General features: G+C 62.3%; 21 protein-coding genes. 7 read left to right on the top strand and 14 right to left on the bottom strand.

Features of this window, described 5'->3' with window-relative positions; translation table 11 throughout:
• Positions 1-17: 17 nt before the first annotated feature.
• The 4 genes from kdsA to LB569_RS31790 all read right to left on the bottom strand — a co-directional run bounded on the left by kdsA (position 18) and on the right by LB569_RS31790 (position 2,405).
• The gene (gene kdsA / locus LB569_RS07140) at positions 18-863 is read right to left on the bottom strand and encodes a 3-deoxy-8-phosphooctulonate synthase (protein WP_140701125.1); all 846 of its coding nucleotides are present in this window, start codon (positions 861-863) and stop codon (positions 18-20) included.
• Positions 860-1,744 carry a VOC family protein gene (locus LB569_RS07135; protein ID WP_224691606.1) on the bottom strand — a complete coding sequence of 295 codons (885 nt, stop codon included), beginning with the start codon at positions 1,742-1,744 and terminating at the stop codon, positions 860-862. Before LB569_RS07135 ends, kdsA begins: the two co-directional genes overlap by 4 nt.
• 138 nt (positions 1,745-1,882) lie before the next feature.
• Positions 1,883-2,173, bottom strand: coding sequence for a Dabb family protein (locus tag LB569_RS07130; RefSeq protein WP_140701121.1), 291 nt, complete (start codon positions 2,171-2,173; stop codon positions 1,883-1,885).
• Positions 2,174-2,270: 97 nt separating this feature from the next.
• The gene (locus tag LB569_RS31790; RefSeq protein WP_263491405.1) at positions 2,271-2,405 is read right to left on the bottom strand and encodes a hypothetical protein; all 135 of its coding nucleotides are present in this window, start codon (positions 2,403-2,405) and stop codon (positions 2,271-2,273) included.
• Between the two features lie 337 nt (positions 2,406-2,742).
• On the opposite strand from LB569_RS31790, the gene LB569_RS07125 reads away from it, so the two are divergent.
• Positions 2,743-3,987 carry an SAM-dependent methyltransferase gene (locus LB569_RS07125; RefSeq protein ID WP_224691605.1) on the top strand — a complete coding sequence of 415 codons (1,245 nt, stop codon included), beginning with the start codon at positions 2,743-2,745 and terminating at the stop codon, positions 3,985-3,987.
• Positions 3,988-4,038: 51 nt separating this feature from the next.
• Here the strand turns inward: LB569_RS07125 and LB569_RS07120 are convergent, their stop codons facing one another.
• Together LB569_RS07120 and LB569_RS07115 are read right to left on the bottom strand one after the other, a co-directional pair.
• Positions 4,039-6,018 (bottom strand): bifunctional 2',3'-cyclic-nucleotide 2'-phosphodiesterase/3'-nucleotidase, encoded by a 1,980-nt coding sequence (locus LB569_RS07120; RefSeq protein ID WP_224691604.1) that lies wholly within the window; start codon positions 6,016-6,018, stop codon positions 4,039-4,041.
• Positions 6,019-6,164: 146 nt separating this feature from the next.
• Positions 6,165-7,430 (bottom strand): NAD(P)/FAD-dependent oxidoreductase, encoded by a 1,266-nt coding sequence (locus LB569_RS07115; RefSeq protein WP_224691603.1) that lies wholly within the window; start codon positions 7,428-7,430, stop codon positions 6,165-6,167.
• Positions 7,431-7,594: 164 nt separating this feature from the next.
• Here LB569_RS07115 and LB569_RS07110 point away from each other — a divergent pair, with 164 nt between their 5' ends.
• Both LB569_RS07110 and LB569_RS07105 read left to right on the top strand, forming a co-directional pair.
• Positions 7,595-8,245 carry a 5-formyltetrahydrofolate cyclo-ligase gene (locus LB569_RS07110; RefSeq protein WP_224691602.1) on the top strand — a complete coding sequence of 217 codons (651 nt, stop codon included), beginning with the start codon at positions 7,595-7,597 and terminating at the stop codon, positions 8,243-8,245.
• A 10-nt stretch (positions 8,246-8,255) separates the two neighbouring features.
• A complete protein-coding gene (locus LB569_RS07105) occupies positions 8,256-8,687 on the top strand; it encodes a hypothetical protein (protein ID WP_224691601.1) in 432 nt (143 codons plus the stop codon).
• Here the strand turns inward: LB569_RS07105 and LB569_RS07100 are convergent.
• Complete coding sequence (locus LB569_RS07100; protein ID WP_015317948.1) at positions 8,684-9,157, bottom strand: Lrp/AsnC family transcriptional regulator; 474 nt, start codon at positions 9,155-9,157, stop codon at positions 8,684-8,686. The two genes, LB569_RS07105 and LB569_RS07100, sit on opposite strands and share 4 nt — an antisense overlap.
• Positions 9,158-9,314: 157 nt before the next feature.
• Between LB569_RS07100 and ald the strand changes: the two genes are divergently transcribed.
• Together ald and LB569_RS07090 are read left to right on the top strand one after the other, a co-directional pair.
• Complete coding sequence (ald, locus tag LB569_RS07095) at positions 9,315-10,430, top strand: alanine dehydrogenase (RefSeq protein ID WP_224691600.1); 1,116 nt, start codon at positions 9,315-9,317, stop codon at positions 10,428-10,430.
• A 213-nt stretch (positions 10,431-10,643) separates the two neighbouring features.
• Positions 10,644-11,918 (top strand): outer membrane protein, encoded by a 1,275-nt coding sequence (locus tag LB569_RS07090; protein ID WP_224534580.1) that lies wholly within the window; start codon positions 10,644-10,646, stop codon positions 11,916-11,918.
• A gap of 213 nt (positions 11,919-12,131) precedes the next feature.
• Here LB569_RS07090 and LB569_RS07085 read toward each other — a convergent pair whose 3' ends face one another.
• From LB569_RS07085 to LB569_RS07060, 6 genes are all read right to left on the bottom strand, one after another.
• On the bottom strand, positions 12,132-12,599 hold the full coding sequence (locus LB569_RS07085) for a DUF1203 domain-containing protein (RefSeq protein WP_224691599.1): 468 nt from the start codon (positions 12,597-12,599) through the stop codon (positions 12,132-12,134).
• A 177-nt stretch (positions 12,600-12,776) separates the two neighbouring features.
• Positions 12,777-13,334 carry an OmpA family protein gene (locus tag LB569_RS07080; RefSeq protein ID WP_224691598.1) on the bottom strand — a complete coding sequence of 186 codons (558 nt, stop codon included), beginning with the start codon at positions 13,332-13,334 and terminating at the stop codon, positions 12,777-12,779.
• Positions 13,335-13,435: 101 nt separating this feature from the next.
• A complete protein-coding gene (locus LB569_RS07075) occupies positions 13,436-13,999 on the bottom strand; it encodes a GNAT family N-acetyltransferase (protein ID WP_140702158.1) in 564 nt (187 codons plus the stop codon).
• 5 nt (positions 14,000-14,004) lie between these two features.
• Positions 14,005-14,886: a 3-mercaptopyruvate sulfurtransferase gene (sseA, locus tag LB569_RS07070; protein ID WP_224691597.1), complete on the bottom strand. Its 882-nt coding sequence runs from the start codon at positions 14,884-14,886 to the stop codon at positions 14,005-14,007.
• Positions 14,887-14,922: 36 nt separating this feature from the next.
• A complete protein-coding gene (locus tag LB569_RS07065; protein ID WP_224691596.1) occupies positions 14,923-15,666 on the bottom strand; it encodes an alanyl-tRNA editing protein in 744 nt (247 codons plus the stop codon).
• Positions 15,666-16,700, bottom strand: coding sequence for a cysteine synthase A (locus LB569_RS07060; RefSeq protein ID WP_140701097.1), 1,035 nt, complete (start codon positions 16,698-16,700; stop codon positions 15,666-15,668). Before LB569_RS07060 ends, LB569_RS07065 begins: the two co-directional genes overlap by 1 nt.
• A gap of 225 nt (positions 16,701-16,925) precedes the next feature.
• On the opposite strand from LB569_RS07060, the gene LB569_RS07055 reads away from it, so the two are divergent.
• Both LB569_RS07055 and LB569_RS07050 read left to right on the top strand, forming a co-directional pair.
• A complete protein-coding gene (locus tag LB569_RS07055) occupies positions 16,926-17,747 on the top strand; it encodes an SDR family oxidoreductase (RefSeq protein WP_224691595.1) in 822 nt (273 codons plus the stop codon).
• Positions 17,748-17,839: 92 nt separating this feature from the next.
• Complete coding sequence (locus LB569_RS07050) at positions 17,840-18,814, top strand: alpha/beta hydrolase (RefSeq protein WP_224691594.1); 975 nt, start codon at positions 17,840-17,842, stop codon at positions 18,812-18,814.
• 103 nt (positions 18,815-18,917) lie between these two features.
• Here the strand turns inward: LB569_RS07050 and LB569_RS07045 are convergent, their stop codons facing one another.
• A complete protein-coding gene (locus tag LB569_RS07045; protein WP_224691593.1) occupies positions 18,918-20,351 on the bottom strand; it encodes a DEAD/DEAH box helicase in 1,434 nt (477 codons plus the stop codon).
• Between the last annotated feature and the right edge of the window lie 299 nt (positions 20,352-20,650).

The raw sequence follows: 20,650 nt of genomic DNA, 5'->3' as shown, positions 1-20,650 counted from the left end.
CGGCTGAAAGCCCTGGATCAGTGCCCTTTGGCCACCCGGTCCAACGCCATCAGCGTTTCCAGCAGTGCCGGCATATCTTTCAGCGGCAGCATGTTGGGACCGTCGGAAGAGGTCGAATTGTCGGGATCCTGGTGGGTCTCGATAAAGACGCCGGCAACCCCAACCGCGACGGCCGCGCGGGCCAGCGTCGCGACAAACCGGCGTTCGCCGCCGGACGAGCCGCCCTGCCCGCCCGGCTGCTGGACCGAATGCGTGGCGTCGAAGATCACCGGCGCGCCGATCTCGGCCATGACAGGCAGCGCCCGCATGTCCGACACCAGCGTGTTGTAGCCGAAGGAGGCACCGCGCTCGGTGGTCAGGACATTGGCGTTGCCGGAGCCGGTGATCTTGGCGACCACGTTCTTCATGTCCCACGGCGCCAGGAACTGGCCCTTCTTGACGTTGATCACCTTCCCCGTTCTTGCGGCGGCGACCAGCATGTCGGTCTGGCGCGACAGGAAGGCCGGAATCTGCAGCACATCGACATGCGGCGCGACGATCGCGCACTGTTCCTCGGTGTGGACATCGGTCAGCACGGGAAGCGAGAATTCCTTGCGCAACTCGTCGAACACCGGAAGTGCGGCGTCCATGCCGGCGCCACGCGTTGCCGACAGCGAGGTCCGGTTGGCCTTGTCGTAACTCGTCTTGTAGACGAGGCCGATGCCAAGCCTACCGGTCAGTTCCTTCAGCGCGCCGGCCATGTCGAAGGCGTGCTGGCGCGATTCGAACTGGCACGGGCCTGCGATCAGCGCCAGCGGTGCCGCATTGTCGAAGACGACATTGCCGACGGTTACCGCCGAATTGGGCGCTAGGGGGTTGCTCATTGGATCTCCCGAAAGATGAAAGCGGCGCCTTGGCCGGCTGCGGGCCGCACGATGATGTCATTGCCCGACATATCGTGTTCGATGGCATTGGCCGCAAGCAGGCTTGCGGCGGCGCCAGTGTCGCGGATCGAAAAAACCACGGCGGCGAAGTGCAATTCCGACGGCGCCCCGGCCGGTGTTCCAAAGCGCGCGGCGTAAGACGCGGGATCGAGCACACGCAAATTTGCATTCGGCAAGGGAAACGCGCCGCCTCGTCCGCCAGACGGGTCGTTGACCGCCACGGCAATCAGCCTGTGCTGCTCGGCGGGAGAGCTGCTGACCGCAATCACCTCGGCGATCCCGTGGACCCCATTGGGATGAGCCTGCAAAGCGGCACGGTCCACTTTTGGCGCGTTGATGCGCTGGCAGGCAAAAAGAAATGCGTCCGTTTGGCCCTGAGCGCCGGCAAAGGCGAGCTTGAACGACGCCGTATCGCTTTTGCCCGTCGTGTCGGTGAAGGCTCGCGAGAAGCTCAGCGTGTCTCCCGCCGACAGGCCGGCTTCCACATAGCGTTCATGGTCGCCATCGGCATTGTCCGTACCAAGCACCACCGCGGAGAATCCCTCGTCGCCACGGCTTTCGCGATAGAGCCGATCGCGTGCGACGAAGACGTTGCCCTGCGCAACCGCCTCTGTCGCAGCCGGCTCGCTGCCGATCGCTAGTGGCTCCAGATAGGTGCCGTCGGCGAAGAAAACACAGCAGTTTTCCGTGCCAAAGGGATGGACGCCGGTCGGAGCGACGACGAAGCCCAGCGCTGTGAGCCGAGTCCGCGCAGCATCGAGGCTCCGCGTCGGCAGAACCAGATGATCGAGCGGATGAATGCCTGATGTGGTTGGGGTCATGCAGGCGCGATGTGCATCATTCCGAAGATCGGTTCAAGACTGGATCGCCATGCCGCCGGCGGCGGCGCATTGTTCGCGTGGCACGATCCATCGGGAAAACGCGCCCGCGCGAAGGGTCCTTCTGGAGCAGGCGCCGGGTCAGCTCCCAGCCACGACGTCAGCCGAATAGCGCAGCTCGCGCAATGGTTTGACCTTACTGGTGGTCTGCGCATAGAGCGGGTGCGCCTTATAGGCGGCCAGCGCCGCGTCATCGGCGAATTCCGCGTAGACGACGACATCGATTTCATCCGACAGCGGGTCGACCTTGGTGTTCAACGTGACCTCGAAGAGGCTGGAATGAGGAATGTCGCCAAGCGCCAGCAGCCCGGTACGCACTGCTTCCACGTCTTGCCTGTGCCGCGCGCTGAAGAAAACGATATGCCGGATCAATCCCGCCTCCTCGATCTGAATGTCGGGGTCTTTTGTGGCGGCGGTCCCTTTGCGTCAACCGGTCATGGCGTCACGCGTCCTTGCGACGCGCCTCGATCTAGACCTTGCCGGTGACGTAGCGCACCACATGAGAAATCTCCCTGACCGTGACGTCCAGATACCGGCCCTGATTGTAGAGACCGTCCCAGATCAGGAAGAAGGCGATGGCGGCAATGACAATTACATAACGCATGGCTAAAGCTATCGTACAAGCGATGCGGCTGCCATAGGCGTTTTCGATTTTGGGTTGCAGCAAGCTGGCGCAAGGCGGTCGATGCCCGGCACAGCGTGGCACAGTCCAGCTCTCGGCATGCCCCTTGAAGTTTCCCCTGATGACGTGGAAGATCGTGACAGGCATTCGCTGAGGAGCGCTGAAACTTCGCTTGAAAGGTATGCGTTTCTGTTGGAGCCGCCTGCCGCCGAACCCGCAAGCTAACGGGACCAGGCAATGGCGTTCGAATCCGGCGGATGATCCAAGAGAACCGTGGTCCGGCAGTTGCGCCGACATCACGGAGATCCAGGGGCACGGAATGGCACACGGGGAACATCAGGGCGACGCGGTCAAGCTCGACGAATTCAATTTCGCCGAGATCGTCAAGGGCCTCCCGGCCAAGGCGCGGATGGTGCTGTCGGCGGCCATGAACCTGCCGCGGGGTTCGCTGAAGGTCAGGATGCCGGACGGCCGCGCCGTTCTCATCGGCGGCAAAGCGCCGGGTCCCGACGCCGAACTGGTGCTCAAGAACTGGCGCCTGCCGGGCCGCGCCTTTTCCGGCGGCACGATCGGCGTTGCCGAATCCTACATGGACGGCGATTGGGAGAGCCCCGATGTGACCAGTTTTCTCGAACTGTTCGTGGTCAACTCCGCCTTCGGCGAAAAGGTCGCCGGCGGAGCAAGCTGGCTCATCAACACCGTCCAGCGCATCCGCCACTGGTTCAACGAAAACACGCGCTCCGGTTCGAAGCGCAATATTTCGGCGCATTACGATCTCGGCAATGCCTTCTACAAGGAATGGCTCGACCCGAGCATGACCTATTCCTCCGCGCTTTACGCCAACGGTGCCAATGATCTCGAGAGCGCGCAGGCCGCCAAATACCGGGCGCTGGCCAGGGATACGGGCATCGGCGGAAAGGATCATGTGCTGGAGATCGGCTGCGGCTGGGGCGGCTTTGCCGAATTCGCGGCGCGCGAAATCGGCTGCCGCGTTACCGGATTGACCATCAGCCGCGAGCAGCACGACTTTGCCAAGGCCCGCATCCAAAAGGCGGGACTGGCGGACAAGGTCGACATCAAGTTGCAGGATTACCGCGACGAAGCGGGCACTTACGATCGCATCGCCTCGATCGAGATGTTCGAGGCGGTCGGCGAGAAATACTGGCCGGTGTTCTTCTCCAAGATGAAAGCCTGCCTGAGGCCAGGCGGCACCGCGGGCCTGCAGATCATCACCATCAACGAGGCCGCTTACGACACCTATCGCGCCAGGCCGGATTTCATCCAGCGCTACGTCTTTCCGGGCGGCATGCTGCCGACGCCGTCGATCCTGAAATCGCTAGGCGCGGCACACGGCCTTGCGCATTTGCGCGAACGCGTTTTCCCGGAGGACTATGCCCGCACGCTTGCCGAATGGCGCCAGCGTTTCTGGGGATCGTGGGAGAAGATCGTGCCGCTCGGCTTCGACGATCGCTTCAAGAAGCTCTGGGAGTTCTACCTGCACTATTGCGAGGCCGGGTTCCGCGCCAGCTACATCGATGTGCGCCAGGTGGTCTACAAGGCTTGAGGAGCCGGGGGAAACGAACGGGGCAGCCCGCTCGTCTCCTTGCTCGATGCTTCAAAGCAGGATGCGGTACTTCGCGAAACCCGCTTCGCCGTCGCCGGCCGGCTCGATCCTCAGCGACTTCACCTCGGCAATGAAGTCCTTTGCCTTGACGCCTGTCTCGAAGACGACGCTGGTTCCCGGCAACGGCGCGAACGACCAGTTGCCGTCCGCCGACGGGTTGATGGTGCCTTGGCTGACGACGTAGCGGACGATGACGTCGCGGTTGGTATCGGGCGCGTCGTAAATGATCTTCGAGGCATTGATGTCAGGAAAGTTGCCGCCGCCGCCGGCACGGTAATTGTTGGTTGCGACGACGAATTTCGCCAAGGGATCAATCGGCTTGTCATCGAATTTGAGATCGACGATGCGGTTCGATCCGGCGTTGGCGATGCCGCCCTTGGCATCGTATTTCGGGGGCTGCGACAAATCTATCTTGTAGGTGACGCCGTCGATGACGTCGAAATTGTAGGACGGAAATTCGGTGTCGATCAGTGGCTGGTCGGCCTTCCCCGCCTCGACCTTCTTGAAGATGCCGGCCGACATTTCCAGCCATTCCTTGACTTGCGCCCCGGTGATTTCGACGGCACGCACGGTGTTGGGGTAAAGGTAGAGATCGGCGACGTTCTTGATGGCGATGTCGCCTGCGGGCACGTCGGTATAGTAGTCGGCGCCGTTGCGCCCACCGGCCTTGAATGGGGCGGCGGCCGACAGCAGCGGCACGTCCTTCCACTGTGTGCTTTTCAATATGTCCTCGAGGTACCAGGTCTGCGCCTGGTTGACGACCTGCACCGACGGATCGTCCGCGACGAGGGCGAAGTAGGAATAGAGCGGCGCGGAGGTCTTGCCGACCGGGCGGCGAACATAGGCGAGCGTCGCCTCGTGGTCCTGCTCGAGAGCGGCAATGATGCGCTTGTCGTCGGCGACGGTCGGCTTGTTCTTGTTGTCGACACGCTCGAAGATCGGCCGCGCCTCCGATGTCGCGGAGACCACTTTCCAACTGGAGCCGTCACGCTCCAGCATCAGGTCGATCAGGCCCATATGCGAGCCCCAGAAACCGCCCATGACGGCTGGCTTGCCTTGCAGCGTGCCCTTCTGTGTATCGACGCCCTCGAGCGCCTGGAAATCCTTCTTGCCGGGGAAAACGAGGTGCTGGTGGCCGGTGAACACGGCGTCGATGCCTTCGACGCCGGCGACGAAAAACGAGGCGTTCTCCATCATCTCACCCTGCTTGACGTCGATGCCGGAATGCGAGAGCGCGATGACGATATCGGCGCCCTCCTCCTTCATCTGCGGCACCCAGGCCTTGGCCGCGTCGACGATGTCGCGGGTCTTGACGTTGCCTTCGAGGTTCTTGAGATCCCAGACCATGATCTGGGGCGGCACGAAGCCGATGATGCCGATCTTGATCGGCTGCTCGGCGCCTGCTCCGTCCTTGATCTTCTTGTCCAGGATTATGTAGGGCTTGAGGTAGAGCTTGTCGTCGCGCGGGTTGGCGGCAAGCTCGGTCCCCCGGATCAGATTGGCGCAGACGAACGGGAAATTGGCGCCGGCCAGCACCTTATCCAGGAAGGACAGGCCGTAGTTGAATTCGTGGTTGCCAAGCGTCGAACACTCGTAACCGAGCAGGTTCATGCCTTTCATGATCGGATGGAGGTCGCCTTCCTTCAGGCCCTTCTCATAGGCGATGTAGTCGCCCATCGGATTGCCCTGCAACAGGTCGCCATTGTCGATCAGCATCGAATTGACGGCCTCCTTGCGCACGGCGTCGATCAGCGACGCAGTGCGCGACAGGCCCATCGTGTCGTTCGCTTTGTCGGCGTAGTAATCATAAGGCAGCACGTTCACATGGATGTCGGTGGTTTCCATGATCCTCAGATGCGCCTGGTTGGCCTGCGCCCGGGCGGAGAAAGGATGAAGCATGATCAGCGCCCCTGTGGCGGCGGCCCCCGCAAGAAGACCACGGCGAGAGACGGGATGGAGCAGTTGCGACATGTGTTCTCCTTCTTCGACCTGACACGCCCTGCCCCGAAGCGAACTTCGCGCCGAAATTGGCTCAAGTCCACTCAAGAAGTCGCGCGTATCCGGCATCAATCCATCAGCAGCAGATGACGCGCGGATGAATGGGACGGTGAAGAAAGTCAGGTCCTGTCGTCGTCGCCTTGCGTAATCAGCCGGGCGCTGCGTTGGCCCGTGACATAGATCCATAGCCAGCTCAACGAAACGGCAAGCCGGTTGCGAAAGCCGATCAGGAAATAGATATGCGCGATGCCCCACAGCCACCAGGCGAGCCAGCCGGTCAGCTTGATCCAGCCGAAATCGATCGCGGCGGCGCGCTTGCCGATCGTCGCCAGATCACCGGCATGCTTGTAGTGGAAAGGCCGCGGGCTCGTGTCGCCGGCAAGCCTGGCCCTGACGGTCGCGGCGACATGCCGGCCTTCCTGCTTGGCGGAAGGCGCCACGCCGGGCACCGGCCGTCCGTCGGGCCGCAGCACAAGTGCGGCGTCGCCGATGACAAATATCTCCGGGCTGCCAGGCACGCTGAGATCGGGCTCGACCAGTACCCTGCCGGCCCGGTCCGCCTTCGCTCCCAGCCATTCGGCGGCTGGCGAAGCGGCAACGCCGGCTGCCCACAGGATCGTGCGGGCCGGCAGAACGGTATCGCCAAAGACCACGCCTTCGGCATCGCAGCGCGTAACGGCCCGGCCAAGCTCGACCACAACGCCAAGCCGTTCCAGCGCCTTCCCGGCATAATCGGAGAGCTTCGGCGCAAAATTGGCCAGGATGCGGTCGCCGGCCTCGATCAGCACCACGCGCGTCTGGCGCGTATCGATGTTGCGGAATTCGCCGCGCAGCGTGTCATGCGCCAGTTCGGCAATGGTTCCGGCAAGTTCGACGCCGGTCGGCCCGCCGCCGACGATGGCAATGGTCAGCAGCGCCTGGCGCCTGGCAGGGTCGGGTTCCCGTTCCGCCTGCTCGAAGGCCAGCAGAATGCGGCGCCGAATGGTGGTGGCGTCCTCCAGCGTCTTCAGGCCCGGCGCGAAGGGCTCCCATTCGTCATGGCCGAAATAAGCGTGGCGCGCGCCGGTGGCGAGCACCAGCGTATCGTAAGCAACGGCGCTGCCATCGTCGAGCAGAACGCGTTTGCCGATCCGGTCGATCCCTGTGACATTGGCTAGCAGCGTGGTCACATCCTTGCGCTTGCGCAGGAGATGGCGGATCGGCCAGGCGACCTCCGAGGTCGCCAGCGCCGTGGTTGCCACCTGATAGAGCAGCGGCTGGAACAGATGATGGTTGCGCTTGTCGATCATGGTGATGCGCACCGGCGCGCCAGCCAGCGCGCGGGTGAATTCGAGGCCGCCGAACCCTGCGCCAACGACGACGACATGATGTCTGGCTTCGTTCATCGCGTTCACCCCTGATGGGCAAGATTGCCTGCCCTGAATGTAGGTATTTTTGTGCAATGCAACAACGGCAGGACTGCCCGAGACTCGTCGTTCCATGTCGTCAACGCACAAGATGTATCGTGTCGCGAGGTATAGCGTCATGGGACACGCGATGAGGTGAAAGCATGCCCAACGATCATGACGACCAGGGTCCGGCGCGGTATGCCTCGCCACCCTGCTTCATGCATGAACTCGATCCCGCCTTCCAGGCATCATCGAGCGACTGGACCGATGTCCGGCGCTGGCGCAAGGCCGAGCGCGAAAGGCTGATCACCGCGCGGCTCGCGGTTTCGGCCGACGCGCGAACCGCGATGTCCCGGCGTATCGCCGAAGGGCTCGATGCCGAAATCGGCGAGATCGCGGGCCGCATGGTCAGCCTTTACTGGCCGTTTCGCGGTGAGCCGGATTTGCGGCCATGGATGGCTTCGATCAACGGCCGTGGCGGCCGCACGGCGCTGCCGATTGTGGTCGATAAAGGCCAACCGCTGATCTTTCGCGCCTACAAACCCGGCGACCGGTTGGAAAAAGGTGTGTGGAACATCCCAATTCCGGCCGAGGGCGATCCAGTGTTGCCCGATATCGTCATCTCGCCCATTGTCGGCATTGATCCGGCAAACTACCGCCTGGGCTATGGTGGCGGCTTCTTCGACCGGACGCTGGCGGCCATGCCCTTCAAGCCATTGGTCATCGGCGTCGGCTACGAATTGCAGCGTATTGCCACCATCTATCCGCAACCGCACGACATCCCCATGGATCGGATCGTCACCGAGGCCTAGGATCGGCTGCTTGACAACGGGTGATGAGATGATCGGACGAACTGTAACGGCTGGGCTTGCAATTGCGTTGTCCTTGTCGCCCGCGCCTGCGCAATCACGGCATCGCTTGCCGAGCGGCTATAAATGGGGCCGTTGCCTGCTCGTTGTTGACCGCCAGACGCGTATATCGGGAAAATGCTCCTATCAGATCGAGAAGGGCGGCGATTTCAATATCCAGGGACCCCGGCAGGTTTTTGCAGGTATCGACTATCCCGATACGCACAGTGGGGCTGGTGAAATGTCCGAGGATTACTGGGCAGCTGTCTACAAAGACGGTGATGTTTGGAGCGGCTATGGCAACTCGGACATCCGCGCGACTCACGGCGATGAACGCTGGGAAGACCTTCGCCGCGACGGCGCATGCTATCTCGGGAAAGACGTCCGGGTGTGCCTTTGGCGTTAAGCCATTTCCGGCTTCAGGCCCATTGCGGTCCGGTCGACGATTTCGCGCAAGGCGAATGACGAATTGATCTTCGTTACATGCGGCATCGCCGACAGCCATTCCTTGTGGATACGCTCGTAGTCGACGAGATCCTTGGCCGCGATCCTGAGGATATAGTCGTACTCGCCCGACATCAGGTGGCACGACAGCACGTTGGGGCAACGCTTGATCGCCGCCTCGAAATCCGACAGCGTCTTCTCGAACTGGCCGGAGAGCGATATGTGGACGATCGCGGTCATCTGGTGGCCAAGGGCCGCGTTGGAAAGCCGGGCGTGATAACCGCGGATGGTCCCGGACTTCTCCAGATTGTCGAGCCGGCGCGAGCAGGCCGACTGCGACAGGCCGACCTTTTCGGCGAGAGCCGCGTTCGGCATCCGGCCATCCTTCTGCAATGTCTCCAGAATGGCGATATCAATCCTGTCGAGCGGCATTCTTCGTGATTCCTGCCAATATCAGTGCATTTCGCGCAACGATTATCGAAGGAGCCGCTCTCCCGCAAGTGCATTCGCAAACACCTGCGCGCCGATTCATGGTTCACTGCGCCAATACAGGGAGTGAGCCCAAAAGGGCCTGGATCAGGAGAAGACAATGCGCGTCGGCTGCCCCAAGGAAATCAAGAACCACGAATACCGTGTCGGCCTCACGCCAGGCTCGGTCCGCGAATACGTCGCCCACGGCCATGAGGTTCTGGTCGAGGCCGGCGCGGGCGCCGGCATCGGTGCCGATGACAACGCCTATCGCGCCGCCGGCGCCATCATCGCCAAGACGGCCGCCGACGTGTTCGCCAAATCGGACATGATCGTCAAGGTCAAGGAGCCGCAGCCCAATGAGTGGGTGCAGCTGCGCGAAGGCCAGATCCTCTACACCTATCTTCATCTGGCTCCGGATCCGGAGCAGACCAAGGGGCTGCTCGCTTCGGGCGTCACGGCGATCGCCTATGAAACCGTGACCGACGATCGTGGCGGCCTGCCGCTCTTGGCGCCGATGTCGGAAGTCGCCGGCCGCCTGTCGATCCAGGCCGGCGCCACGGCGCTGCAGAAGGCCAATGGCGGCCGCGGCGTGCTGCTCGGCGGCGTGCCGGGCGTGCTGCCGGGCAAGGTCACCGTGCTCGGCGGCGGCGTCGTCGGCCTGCACGCGGCCCGCATGGCGGCCGGCCTCGGCGCCGACGTCACCATCATCGACCGCTCCATCCCGCGCCTGCGCCAGCTCGACGATCTCTTCGCCGGCCGGGTCCACACCCGTTACTCCACCGTCGAGGCGCTCGAGGAAGAGTGCTTCTCGGCCGACATCGTCGTCGGCGCCGTGCTGATCCCGGGCGCAGCCGCGCCGAAGCTGGTCAGCCGCGAAATGCTGTCGGGCATGAAGAAGGGCTCGGTGCTGGTCGACGTCGCCATCGACCAGGGCGGCTGCTTCGAGACCTCTCATGCCACCACCCACGCCGAGCCGACCTACGAGGTTGACGGCGTCATCCACTATTGCGTCGCCAACATGCCGGGTGCCGTGCCGGTCACCTCGGCGCATGCGCTGAACAACGCGACGCTGCATTATGGCCTGCAACTCGCCGACAAGGGTCTGAAGGCTCTTATCGACGACCACCACTTGCGCAACGGCCTCAATGTCCACAAGGGCAAGATCACCAACCGCGCGGTCGCCGAGGCGCTCGGCTACGAACTGGTCGAGCCGAAAGCAGTGCTCGCGGCCTGATACACCCAGAAAAAGTCAACCTACACTCTTGCCCGCCGGTTCGCTCCGGCGGGCTTTTTGCTTTGGTAATGACGCGCCGATCCGCTTTCTTGAGGCCGCCTCGAAGCGTGTGCCGTAAGGGCACTTTGCCTCCCATTGTTGCATTTTTGTCATACCTGTCTTGGCCGACTCCCTGCTAGGAACACCTTGGGCTTATTGATTAGGGGTACGGCTATGTTTATTCGCGTTTCAGCGAAATCTATTCTTCTTGGTGCAGTGTCGGCGGTGGCAATTATGTCGGCCGCGCACGCGGCTGATGTCGTGCAGCCGGTCGAGACCTCCGGTTTCAACTGGAGCGGCGTTTATGTTGGCATCGGCGGCGGATTCGGCGCCAGCGTGCACAAGTTCAGCGTGGCTCCAATTGTCGATTTCAACGGCATCGGTGGTAACGGCGTCTTCGGCGAACTGACCGCCGGCTATGACTATATGGTCAACGAACGCTTCCTGCTCGGCGGCTTCATCGACGCAAATATCGGCAATATCGGTCCGTCAATCAGCGCTCCGGGCGCCGACATCGATCTCACGAATTCATATGGTTTTGACGTTGGCCTGCGCGCTGGCTATCTTTTAAATCCCAGCACGCTCGGCTACGTGCTCGGCGGGTATAGCTGGCAGCATTTCAAGCTTGATGGATCGGGTTTTGCCGACATTGATTTCACGCAGAACCGTAGCGGTTATGTACTCGGCGTCGGCATGGAAACCGTGCTGCGTGGCAACTGGACCTTGAAAACCGAATATCGCTACGCTGATTACGGCGACAAGTCGGTTCTCGATTTCGGAGGCGCGTCCTTGAACGTGCAGCCTTCGACGCACACCTTCCACATCGCTGCCAACTATCGTTTCGGTGCCCAGAACGGTGGCGGCGCCTCGTTTGAAGGCCCAACCTACAACTGGACAGGCTTCTATGTCGGCGGCGCACTCGGAGCGGGCACGATGGTGCATGATCTGACGCTCCTTGGTGCCCTCGAGTTGAACGGCATCGGCGGCGAAGGTGTGTTTGGCGAGGCTAGCGTTGGTTATGATCACGATTTCGGTAGCTGGGTGGCAGGTGTCCAGTTTGACGGCCGTTACTCGGGCATCAGATCCAAGCTCGACATTTTTGGCACAACGGTCAAAGGTGACGCCGACTACGGCTTCGATGCGCTCGCTCGGGTTGGAGCCAAGGTCAACGACGCAACTCTCGCCTATGTGATCGGCGGCTACAGTTGGCAGCACTTCAATCTGCATGCCTCTGTACCCGGAGGCCCGAGCGGCGATATCTACGACTGGGGTTCCAGCGGCTTCTCGATAGGCGGCGGTCTGGAAACAGCCGTTTCCAACAACATGACCGTCGGCCTCGAATACCGATATTCGCAATATGAGAAGGAAGATTTCGGCTCGGGCGGCTTCCTCGAGGACACCCCGTCGTTCCAGACGGTGCGTATCGGCGCGAAGTACAAGTTCAACTAAGGCCCTCCAGGCAAACAATCGAAACCCGTCGGCCATGCCGGCGGGTTTTTTTCTTGCGCGAAGAAGACTTGGGGCTGAACGCAGGCAACAAAAAAGCGGAGCCAAAGCCCCGCTTCCTCGATATCGAGATTTGCCGCCGGTTCATCCGCGGTCGACCAATCAATCGATACTGGCTTTCTACAGAAACAATGCGACGGGAGTACGACAGCTTCGTCAGACGCGCTCGATCCGGCATTGGTAGCAATTGTTGCGCGCAGAGCGGACATGCACATAGGCAATGTCTTCGCGCTTGAACAAGGTCTCGGCTCGCGCGGCGATTGCCTCGGTCGGGATGACGCCACCGCTGCCATAGACGATGCGATCATCGCTGCCATAGCCGCGCACGATATAGTCCGGGCTCTCGAGGATCTCCGGCGGCTCCCCTGTGCCGACGGCACGCTCGCATCCCTCGGCGTGCAGGAAGATCGGCCCTGTTTCGGCATAGGGCTGAAGGTTCGGAAATGGCCGATAGGCGAGGATGAGATAGACATCGCCGGCAGCGATATTGCTCAGACAATGACGGCATGGCACGCCGTCACCGTCAGAGATTTTCCGCTCGGGCGTGTGGCCATAGGCATCGGGTCCGCCACGCTGCAGGGCTCTTACATCGTCGGTCGGCAGAGCTGTGAACTGAATCGTCATGGCAAGATCTCCGGTGCTGTCGACCGGAAATTATGCGCTCGCGGCAGCGCTTCCCACCCGATTCCCGCCAACCGTCCGGTGACCGATCCGGTGTCGCGTATCGGTCCCCGTCCAGCACCGGCACGGATCGTCGGGATCATCGAGCAGATGAACGAAGTCGGCTAATAACTTCGAAAATCATCTGATGAAGTCGTCGAAACGGCGCAACGTCACCCTGCGATTCTGCCAGTTTTCGTTCTGCGTCGGCACGAGCAGGAACTCCTCGCCATAGCCGACGGTTTCCAATGCATGGCCGGGGACGCCGAATTCGCGCACCAGCGTACGCTTCAGCGATGCAGCGCGCTGTTCCGACAGGCCCTGGTTCGACTGGAAGGAACCGACCGCATCGGTATGCCCCTCGATGAGCACACGCACACCCGGATCGCGGCGCAGGATGCGCCGCAGCGCATCGGCGATGTTCTCGATCTTCTCATACTGCGAGGTGGAAATGGCAGCTGAGCCAAAGGCGAAATTGATCGACTGGATATCGATCGAGCGCGCCATGCGGCGCAGATCCGGCCGGCGCTTGAATTCGCGGATGGTGACGCGCTCGTTCGGCCGCAGCTTGACCCGAGGGGCCGCCTCGAGCTTCCGCTCGATCGTCGCGGCCGAGGGCGTCGTCGCCTGGGCGGCGGCAAGGCTCGGCATGGCAATGGCCGCGATCAGCGCGGCGGCGAGAGTACGTCGGGTCAGCATGTCTTTTCTCCTTCGGCCTCGGCCGCATTTGACAATGCGGGCAAGATGCCAAAGCCAGGCTGAAGCGCCGATGAACGGAAGGTTCAGGTTTGCGGCTGGAGTTATGGCCGCATGACGCTGGCCGAACGCTCGGCGAATGGCAGCGGGTGCACGACTTCCTTCTTCTGCGCCACCGGCTTGAAACCGAGCTTCTGATAGAGCGGCAGGGCTGCGGGGTGGTCGAGCGTACAGGTCTGCACCGTCACCCGTTTCGGCCCATGCGACCATGCCGCGGCAATCGCCGAGCCAAGGAACCAGCGGCCGATGCCTTGCCCGGTGGCGTGTTCCATCATGCCGAAATAGGCGAGTTCGACTTCCTCGGGCAGATGCGGCTTGAGATCGAAGAAGCCCGCCGGCGAACCGTCGAGATAGAGCACCCTGATGTCGCGATCCTCGCGGTGGATTCCGGCGGACAGCTCATCATCGTTCAGCCTCAGAACATTCACCCAGTGCCATTTGCGCCCCACCCGGTCCATCAGGTAGCGGTAGAAATGCAGGGGAATGTCCCTGGTCTTCAGCAGTGCGACCTGGCGATTGTAGGGCACCGGCGGCGAGACGGCCGGCGGGGCATGCATCTCCAGAAAAGTCACTGTGACTTCAATGTCCTGCAGCACGCCATTTTCCATCGTCGTCATTCCTTGCCGGCCAGCGCTGGGCCGGCCGCCGCTGGGCCGGTCACGACAGGGGTATCGGAGAGCCCGCCCCATTCGGTCCATGAACCGTCATAAAGCCTGTTTTCAGTGTGGCCAAGCGTCTCCAGCGCCAGCGTGACCACCGCGGCCGTGACACCGGAGCCACAGGATGTGACCACGGGTCTGGAGAGGTCGATACCAGCATCCTCTATCACCTTGCGCAAACGGTCCTTCGGCAGCAGCCTGCCGTTTTCGGAAAGCGCCGAATAGGGCACGTTGCGGGCGCCTGGCATGTGGCCGGAGCGGATGCCTGCGCGGGGCTCGGGCTCCGTGCCGGTAAAGCGCCCTGCCCCACGCGCGTCGGCAATCTGACTTTCACCGGTATCGACGATCCGGCGCATGTCGGCCAGGCCGACGACGCGCGCGGCATCGAAATCGGCATGGAACACGCTCGGCGCGATCTTGGTCGGCTCGGCCGTGACCGGGCGGCCGGCCGCCTTCCAGCCGTCGAAACCGCCGTCCAGAACATAGGTCTGGAAGACGCCCATGACGCGGAACATCCACCATGCCCGGGGCGCCGAGAAAAAGCCCGGCCCATCATAGACGACGATGGTGTCATCGGCCGAAACGCCCATCGCGCCGACATATTGGGCGAAATGCCGCGGCGATGCGAGCGTATGCGGCAGAGCGGCGTCGGAATCCGAAACGGCATCCTGATCCAGGAACCGGGCGCCCGGGATATGGGCCGCATCATATTCGGCGCGCGCATCGCGCTTTTGCGCAGGCAGGTACCAGGAGGCGTCAATGATCGTCAGCCCCGGCTGGCTTAGGCGCTGCTGCAACCAGTCCGCATCGACCGTGAAAGGACTGTCTTCGGCCATTTTTCCTCCTGCCGCCTTCTGACGGTGTGTGTCTGTTCAGTTCGCCGGCATCGGACCGAAGCGAATGCGAAAGCGCCTGTTCTCCCGGCCCTTCTTCTCGATCTTGCCGATGTGAATTTCGCCGATTTCGCCAGTGCTCTTCACATGCGTGCCGCCGCAGGGCTGGCTGTCCACCGCGCCATTCTCGCCGATGCAGACCAGGCGGATCTTCCCCGTGCCGACCGGCGGTCGAACATTCTTGGATTTGACCAGGCCAGGATTGGCGGCCAATTCCTCGTCGCTTATCAGCCTGGTGAAGATGGGATGATCCGCCCGCACCAGGTCCATCATGCCGGCAGTCACCTCTTCCCTGGTGAAGCTGGCGTCCGGAATGTCGAAATCGACGCGGCTGTCGTCCTCGGAGACCGACGCACCGGTGATCGGGAACGGACAGACGACGGTAAGCAGGTGGCAAGCCGCGTGCATGCGCATCAGCAGGTGCCGGCGCTCCCAGTCGATGGTGAGCTTCACCGTTTCGCCGACCACCGGCATCGCCTGCTCCGCCGCCGGCACATGGACGATCTCGTCCTTGGTCTCACCGGTGATCGTGGCGGCAATTGCGATGCGGCTGCCGTCGGCGCGTTCGAGATGGCCGGTGTCGCCCGGCTGGCCGCCAGAAGTGGCATAAAAGATTGTCCGGTCGAGGATGATGCCGCCGCGCTCGTTGATGGCGACGACCGTTGCGTCAGCCGTCTTGAGATAGGCGTCGTCGCGAAACAGCGCTTCGGTCCTGTGCGCCATCACGCGACCTTTTCGAACGGCACCGAGATCTTGCTTTTGAGCTCCATCCAGCTTGGCACAGGCAGGTTTTTCTCCCGCAGGAATTCCGGATTGAACAATTTAGACTGGTAGCGCGTGCCGTAGTCGCAAAGGATGGTCACGATGGTGTGGCCCGGGCCCAATTCCCTGGCCAACCGCATCGCGCCGGCAATGTTGATGCCAGTCGAGCCGCCGACGCAGAGCCCCTCTTCCTGGATGAGATCGAAGATGATCGGCAGCGCTTCCTCGTCCGGGATTTGGTAGGAGAACTCCGGCGTGAACCCGTCGAGATTGGCGGTGATGCGGCCCTGGCCGATGCCTTCGGTGATCGAGTTGCCATCGGATTTCAGTTCACCGCTGGTGTAGAAGCTGTAGAGCGCGGCGCCCAGCGGATCGGCCAGCGCGATTTTCACATCCTTGCTCTTGGCTTTCAACCCGAACGCGACACCGGCCAGCGTTCCGCCCGAACCCACCGCCGAAACAAAGCCGTCGACCTTGCCGCCGGTCTGGGTCCATATTTCCTGCGCCGTGGTGCGGATATGGCCATCGCGGTTGGCGACATTGTCGAACTGATTGGCCCAGATGGCGCCATTCGCCTCGGATCCGGCCATCTGCTCGGCCAGCCGCCCCGATAGCTTCACGTAATTGTTGGGGTTCTTGTAGGGCACGGCCGGCACTTCGATCAGCTCGGCGCCGAGCAGCCGGATCACGTCCTTCTTTTCCTGGCTTTGCGTATCCGGAATGACGATGACGGTGCGGTATCCGAGCGCCTTGGCGACGAGCGTCAGCCCGATGCCGGTGTTGCCGGCCGTTCCCTCGACAATGACACCGCCCGGCTTCAGCAGGCCGCGTTGTTCGGCGTCGCGGATGATGAACAGTCCGGCGCGATCCTTGACCGACTGTCCCGGATTCATGAACTCGGCCTTGCCCAGGATCTCGCAGCCGGTTGCTTCGGAAGCTTTGTTGAGGCGGATCAGAGGCGTGTTGCCGATCGCGTCGATCACAGAACGGGGCATTCAGGATTCCTTGTGTACGTGCGCCGAAACCCTAGAAACCCAACGCTGCGGTTTCAAGGCAAGAATTCGTCTGGTCCAGTCGCATTTCCGACCTTGCGAGTGCCGACCTTGTCGCGACCTGGCTCGATATCACACAGTTCATTTGCACCTGTGGTGGAAAAGCACTCTTTTCATTCGATTTCTTCGCCGGTAGAGCAAAGCACCAACAAGTCGACAGGGCGCAGCATGACACTCTATCGGGCCGATCCGAAACACGGCGTCGCCTGGGTCACGGGCGGCAGCAGCGGCATTGGCCGTTCGCTGGCCAGGGATCTGGCGTCACAGGGCTATGCGGTGGCGGTGACCGCGCTGGACGACGATCCGATCGACACGCTCATCGTCGAGACCGCGCAGATGCCGGGCAAGGTCGTGGCTTTTCCCTGCGACGTCACCGACGAGCCGCGCATGGCAAGAACGGTGGCGGCGATCGAGAAGGACCTCGGGCCGATCGTGCTCGCCATCTTCAATGCCGGAAATTACATCTCGACACCCGGAGAGTCACTCGTCGTCAGCGACTTCCGCCGGACCTTCGAGGTCAACTATTTCGGCATCATCAATGGGCTGGTGCCTCTCGTCGAGCACATGCGGGTGCGTGCACGCGGCCATGTCGTTCTGGTCGGCTCGGTGACCGCCTATTTCGGCTGGCCAACCACGGCCGCCTATGGCGGCACCAAGGCGGCCATCAACATCCTGGCCGAGTCGCTGAAATATGATTTCGACAAGATGAACATCCGCGTTCAGGTGATTAACCCCGGGTTTGTCGACACGCCATTGACCGAAAAGAACATGCTGCCCATGCCGGGTCTGATGCCGGTCGGCCGCGCGACCCGCCGCCTGGTGCGAGGCATCAAATCCGGCGGCTTCGAAGTGACCTTCCCGTACCGGACGAGCTGGCCGCTGAAACTTCTTGGCCTGCTGCCAAGGCCTGTATCCCGATGGGTAATCAGCCTGACGACCAGCTGGAAGGCACGGCCACTGCATTACGATCGCAAAACGCCCAGCGAGTAGATGCCCACAGGATTGGTGGCTTGGCCACCCGAGCGGCCGTTGCCTGTTCACGGCGACCACCATAGTTTGAATGTTGTTGCGTGGAGTCTGCGATGGGGCGACGGATCGTGCTTGCTGTGCTGGGCCTGATCGCCATCCTTGCCCTGGCCTTCCTGCTTGGTCCACGCGTTCCCGTCGACACCACGATCCGTTTCGATCCTTCCGCCATCGGCGACGACCCGCAGGCCTATGTGGCCAAGGCGGAAGCCGCCATACCGGGCATCCGCGACGGGCTGGAGAAGGAAATCGTCTGGGCCAACCCGATGGTGCACGCCAAGACGCCGCTGTCGATCGTCTACATCCACGGCTTTTCAGCATCGAAGGGCGAACTCCGCCCCTTGCCCGACGATGTGGCCGACCAGCTCGACGCCAACCTGTTCTACACCCGCCTCACCGGTCACGGACAGGACGGCGAAGCCATGAGGCAAGGCAGCGTCAATGCCTGGATCAACGACTATGAGGAGGCGCTCGCCATCGGCCGGGCAATCGGTGACAAGGTGATCGTCATCTCGACGTCGACCGGCGGCTCACTGGCGGTCTGGGCGGCAACGCAGTCCGGAGCATCCGAGGGTGTGGCGGCCATCGCATTCATCTCGCCCAATTTCGGAGTAAAAGCATCCGGCGCCGAGATCCTGACCATGCCCTGGGGCAAGCAGATCGCCGAACTCGTCGCCGGCAAGGAACGCAGCTTCGCGCCGCGCAATGCGCTGCATGAGAAATTCTGGACCACCAGATATCCGATCGCCGCCACGATGCCGATGCAGGCCCTGACCGAGCTTGCCTATGGCGCGCCGGTGGAGAAGGCGACCATCCCGGCTTTGTTTATTTTCTCGGATTTGGACAGAGTGGTGCGACCCGACCGCACCCGCGAAATCGCCGCGCGCTGGGGTGGTGCGCATGAGCTGGTACCCATCGAAAGCACTGGCGATCCCGACAATCATGTCCTTGCCGGCGACGCGCTGTCGCCATCGACCACGGCCTTCCTGGCGCAACGGATTGCCGTCTGGGTCGAAGCCGTGGCGAAGTGAGGTTCTGAAATAAAACGGGCGGCTGAAGCAATGCCTCAGCCGCCCTTTCTCTATTGCTCAGGGAACCAGCCAACCGCCAGGGATTGGCCGACTGCCATAATGGTCAGGCAGCCCGCGCCGCCGGGCGCTTGCCGCCGAAGCGGCGCTTGTTGTTGCCCTTGAAAGGCTTCGCACCTTCGGGCTTGCGCTCACCGGCAAAGGCTGGCTTGTCGCCGAAGCGCTTCTTGCCGAAGCCGTTGTTCTGCTTCTTCTCGCCGCCCGGCCGCCTGCCGTCGCGACGGCCATTGCGGTCGTTGCGGTCGTTGCGGTCATTGGCGGGTTCGAAGCGCTCGTTCTTTTCAGCCGGATTGCGCGCCGGATCGGGACTGCCGAGATGGTCGGCAACGATTGGCAGCTTGGTGCGGATGATGCGCTCGACCTGACGAAGCTTGCTGTTTTCCGAAGGATCGCAAAGCGTTATCGCGATGCCATCCTTGCCGTTGCGGCCGGTGCGGCCGATGCGGTGAACATAGCTTTCGGCTTCGTCCGGCAGGTCGAAGTTCACGACATGGCTGATGCCGGGGACGTCGATACCGCGTGCGGCGATGTCGGTCGCGACCAGAATGCGCACCGATCCATCACGGAAATCGTTCAGCGCCTTCTGACGGGCATTCTGCGACTTGTTGCCATGAATGACGGCGGCCTTGAAACCGTCGCGCTCAAGGTCCTTGGTCACCCGGTCGGCACCATGCTTGGTGCGCGAAAAGATGATGACGGACTTCATCGCAGCGTCGGCGAGCATCGTCGACAGCACCTGGCGCTTCTGCTTGGTGCGGGCAAAGACGACGCCCTGAACGATTTCGACGGCCGCGGTGCTTTGCGGCGAGACCTCGACGCGGACCGGGTTCTTCAACAGGCCCTTGGCGAGCTCGGCGATCTCGTCAGGCATGGTGGCCGAGAACAGCGCCGTCTGGCGGTCGGGCGCGGTCGCCTTGGCGATGCGCTTGACGTCGTTGATGAAGCCCATATCGAGCATGCGGTCGCCCTCGTCCAGCACCAGCCATTTGGTGTCGGACAGGATGAGGTCGCCCTCGCGCACCAGGTCGGTCAAGCGGCCGGGCGTGGCGATGAGGATATCGACGCCTGGAGCAACCTTCTTCACCTGGCTGAAGCGCGAGACGCCGCCCAGCACCAGTGCCGTCGAGACATGCGCGCCCTTGGCGAGGATCTTGATGGTGTCCTCGATCTGCACCGCGAGTTCGCGGGTCGGCGCCAGGATGAGCGCGCGGGTCGTCTTGGCGCGGCGCTTGGTGCCGAGCGCGATGATCTTCGACAGGATCGGCAGCGCGAAGGCAGCGGTCTTGCCGGAGCCGGTCTGCGCGATGCCGAAAATGTCACGGCCTTCTAGCTGCGGCGGGATCGCCTGCATCTGGATCGGCTTCGGTTCCGTGAAGCCTGCATTGTGGGTGGCCTTGAGCAGCGCACCCGTAATTCCCAGCGCCGCGAAACCGGAGAGTTCCGCGGTATCGTTGCCGGGCAATGTGTTTTCGTTGGTCAAAGTAATCTTCTTTCACGCGGCCTCTGGCCGCAAACGTCGATGGCGGCAGGGCGCAACCTGCCGTCGAAAAATTTGATATGAAACGACAAGGCGGGCGGACGGTAACGTCCACTCGGCTGCGCTGTCGTGCCCGCAGGCGTCATGCCACGGGGCTTTTTCGCCACCTTTGCCGACTTGCCGGAAAGAGGGAAAACAGACGCAACCAGTCTCATTTCGTCGAGAAGGCCGGAATCTCCCGGCCCAAGCGCCTATGGGCTGCATATGGCTGAGTTCGCCCCAGAATGCAAGGGGCGTCATGT

The sequence above is a fragment of the Mesorhizobium sp. BH1-1-4 genome (genome assembly GCF_020165665.1).
In the GTDB taxonomy this organism is placed as follows: Bacteria; Pseudomonadota; Alphaproteobacteria; order Rhizobiales; family Rhizobiaceae; genus Mesorhizobium.
Note: the sequence above shows the minus strand (reverse complement) of the source record. Positions and strands in the feature narration are given on the sequence as shown.

Coding starts and splice junctions, on each gene's coding strand:
- kdsA (WP_140701125.1), bottom strand. CDS start 863: ATGAGCAACCCCCTAGCGCCCAATTCGGCGGTAACCGTCGGCAATGTC.
- LB569_RS07135 (WP_224691606.1), bottom strand. CDS start 1,744: ATGACCCCAACCACATCAGGCATTCATCCGCTCGATCATCTGGTTCTG.
- LB569_RS31790 (WP_263491405.1), bottom strand. CDS start 2,405: ATGCGTTATGTAATTGTCATTGCCGCCATCGCCTTCTTCCTGATCTGG.
- LB569_RS07125 (WP_224691605.1), top strand. CDS start 2,743: ATGGCACACGGGGAACATCAGGGCGACGCGGTCAAGCTCGACGAATTC.
- LB569_RS07120 (WP_224691604.1), bottom strand. CDS start 6,018: ATGTCGCAACTGCTCCATCCCGTCTCTCGCCGTGGTCTTCTTGCGGGG.
- LB569_RS07115 (WP_224691603.1), bottom strand. CDS start 7,430: ATGAACGAAGCCAGACATCATGTCGTCGTCGTTGGCGCAGGGTTCGGC.
- LB569_RS07110 (WP_224691602.1), top strand. CDS start 7,595: ATGCCCAACGATCATGACGACCAGGGTCCGGCGCGGTATGCCTCGCCA.
- LB569_RS07100 (WP_015317948.1), bottom strand. CDS start 9,157: ATGCCGCTCGACAGGATTGATATCGCCATTCTGGAGACATTGCAGAAG.
- ald (WP_224691600.1), top strand. CDS start 9,315: ATGCGCGTCGGCTGCCCCAAGGAAATCAAGAACCACGAATACCGTGTC.
- LB569_RS07090 (WP_224534580.1), top strand. CDS start 10,644: ATGTTTATTCGCGTTTCAGCGAAATCTATTCTTCTTGGTGCAGTGTCG.
- LB569_RS07085 (WP_224691599.1), bottom strand. CDS start 12,599: ATGACGATTCAGTTCACAGCTCTGCCGACCGACGATGTAAGAGCCCTG.
- LB569_RS07080 (WP_224691598.1), bottom strand. CDS start 13,334: ATGCTGACCCGACGTACTCTCGCCGCCGCGCTGATCGCGGCCATTGCC.
- LB569_RS07075 (WP_140702158.1), bottom strand. CDS start 13,999: ATGGAAAATGGCGTGCTGCAGGACATTGAAGTCACAGTGACTTTTCTG.
- sseA (WP_224691597.1), bottom strand. CDS start 14,886: ATGGCCGAAGACAGTCCTTTCACGGTCGATGCGGACTGGTTGCAGCAG.
- LB569_RS07065 (WP_224691596.1), bottom strand. CDS start 15,666: ATGGCGCACAGGACCGAAGCGCTGTTTCGCGACGACGCCTATCTCAAG.
- LB569_RS07060 (WP_140701097.1), bottom strand. CDS start 16,700: ATGCCCCGTTCTGTGATCGACGCGATCGGCAACACGCCTCTGATCCGC.
- LB569_RS07055 (WP_224691595.1), top strand. CDS start 16,926: ATGACACTCTATCGGGCCGATCCGAAACACGGCGTCGCCTGGGTCACG.
- LB569_RS07050 (WP_224691594.1), top strand. CDS start 17,840: ATGGGGCGACGGATCGTGCTTGCTGTGCTGGGCCTGATCGCCATCCTT.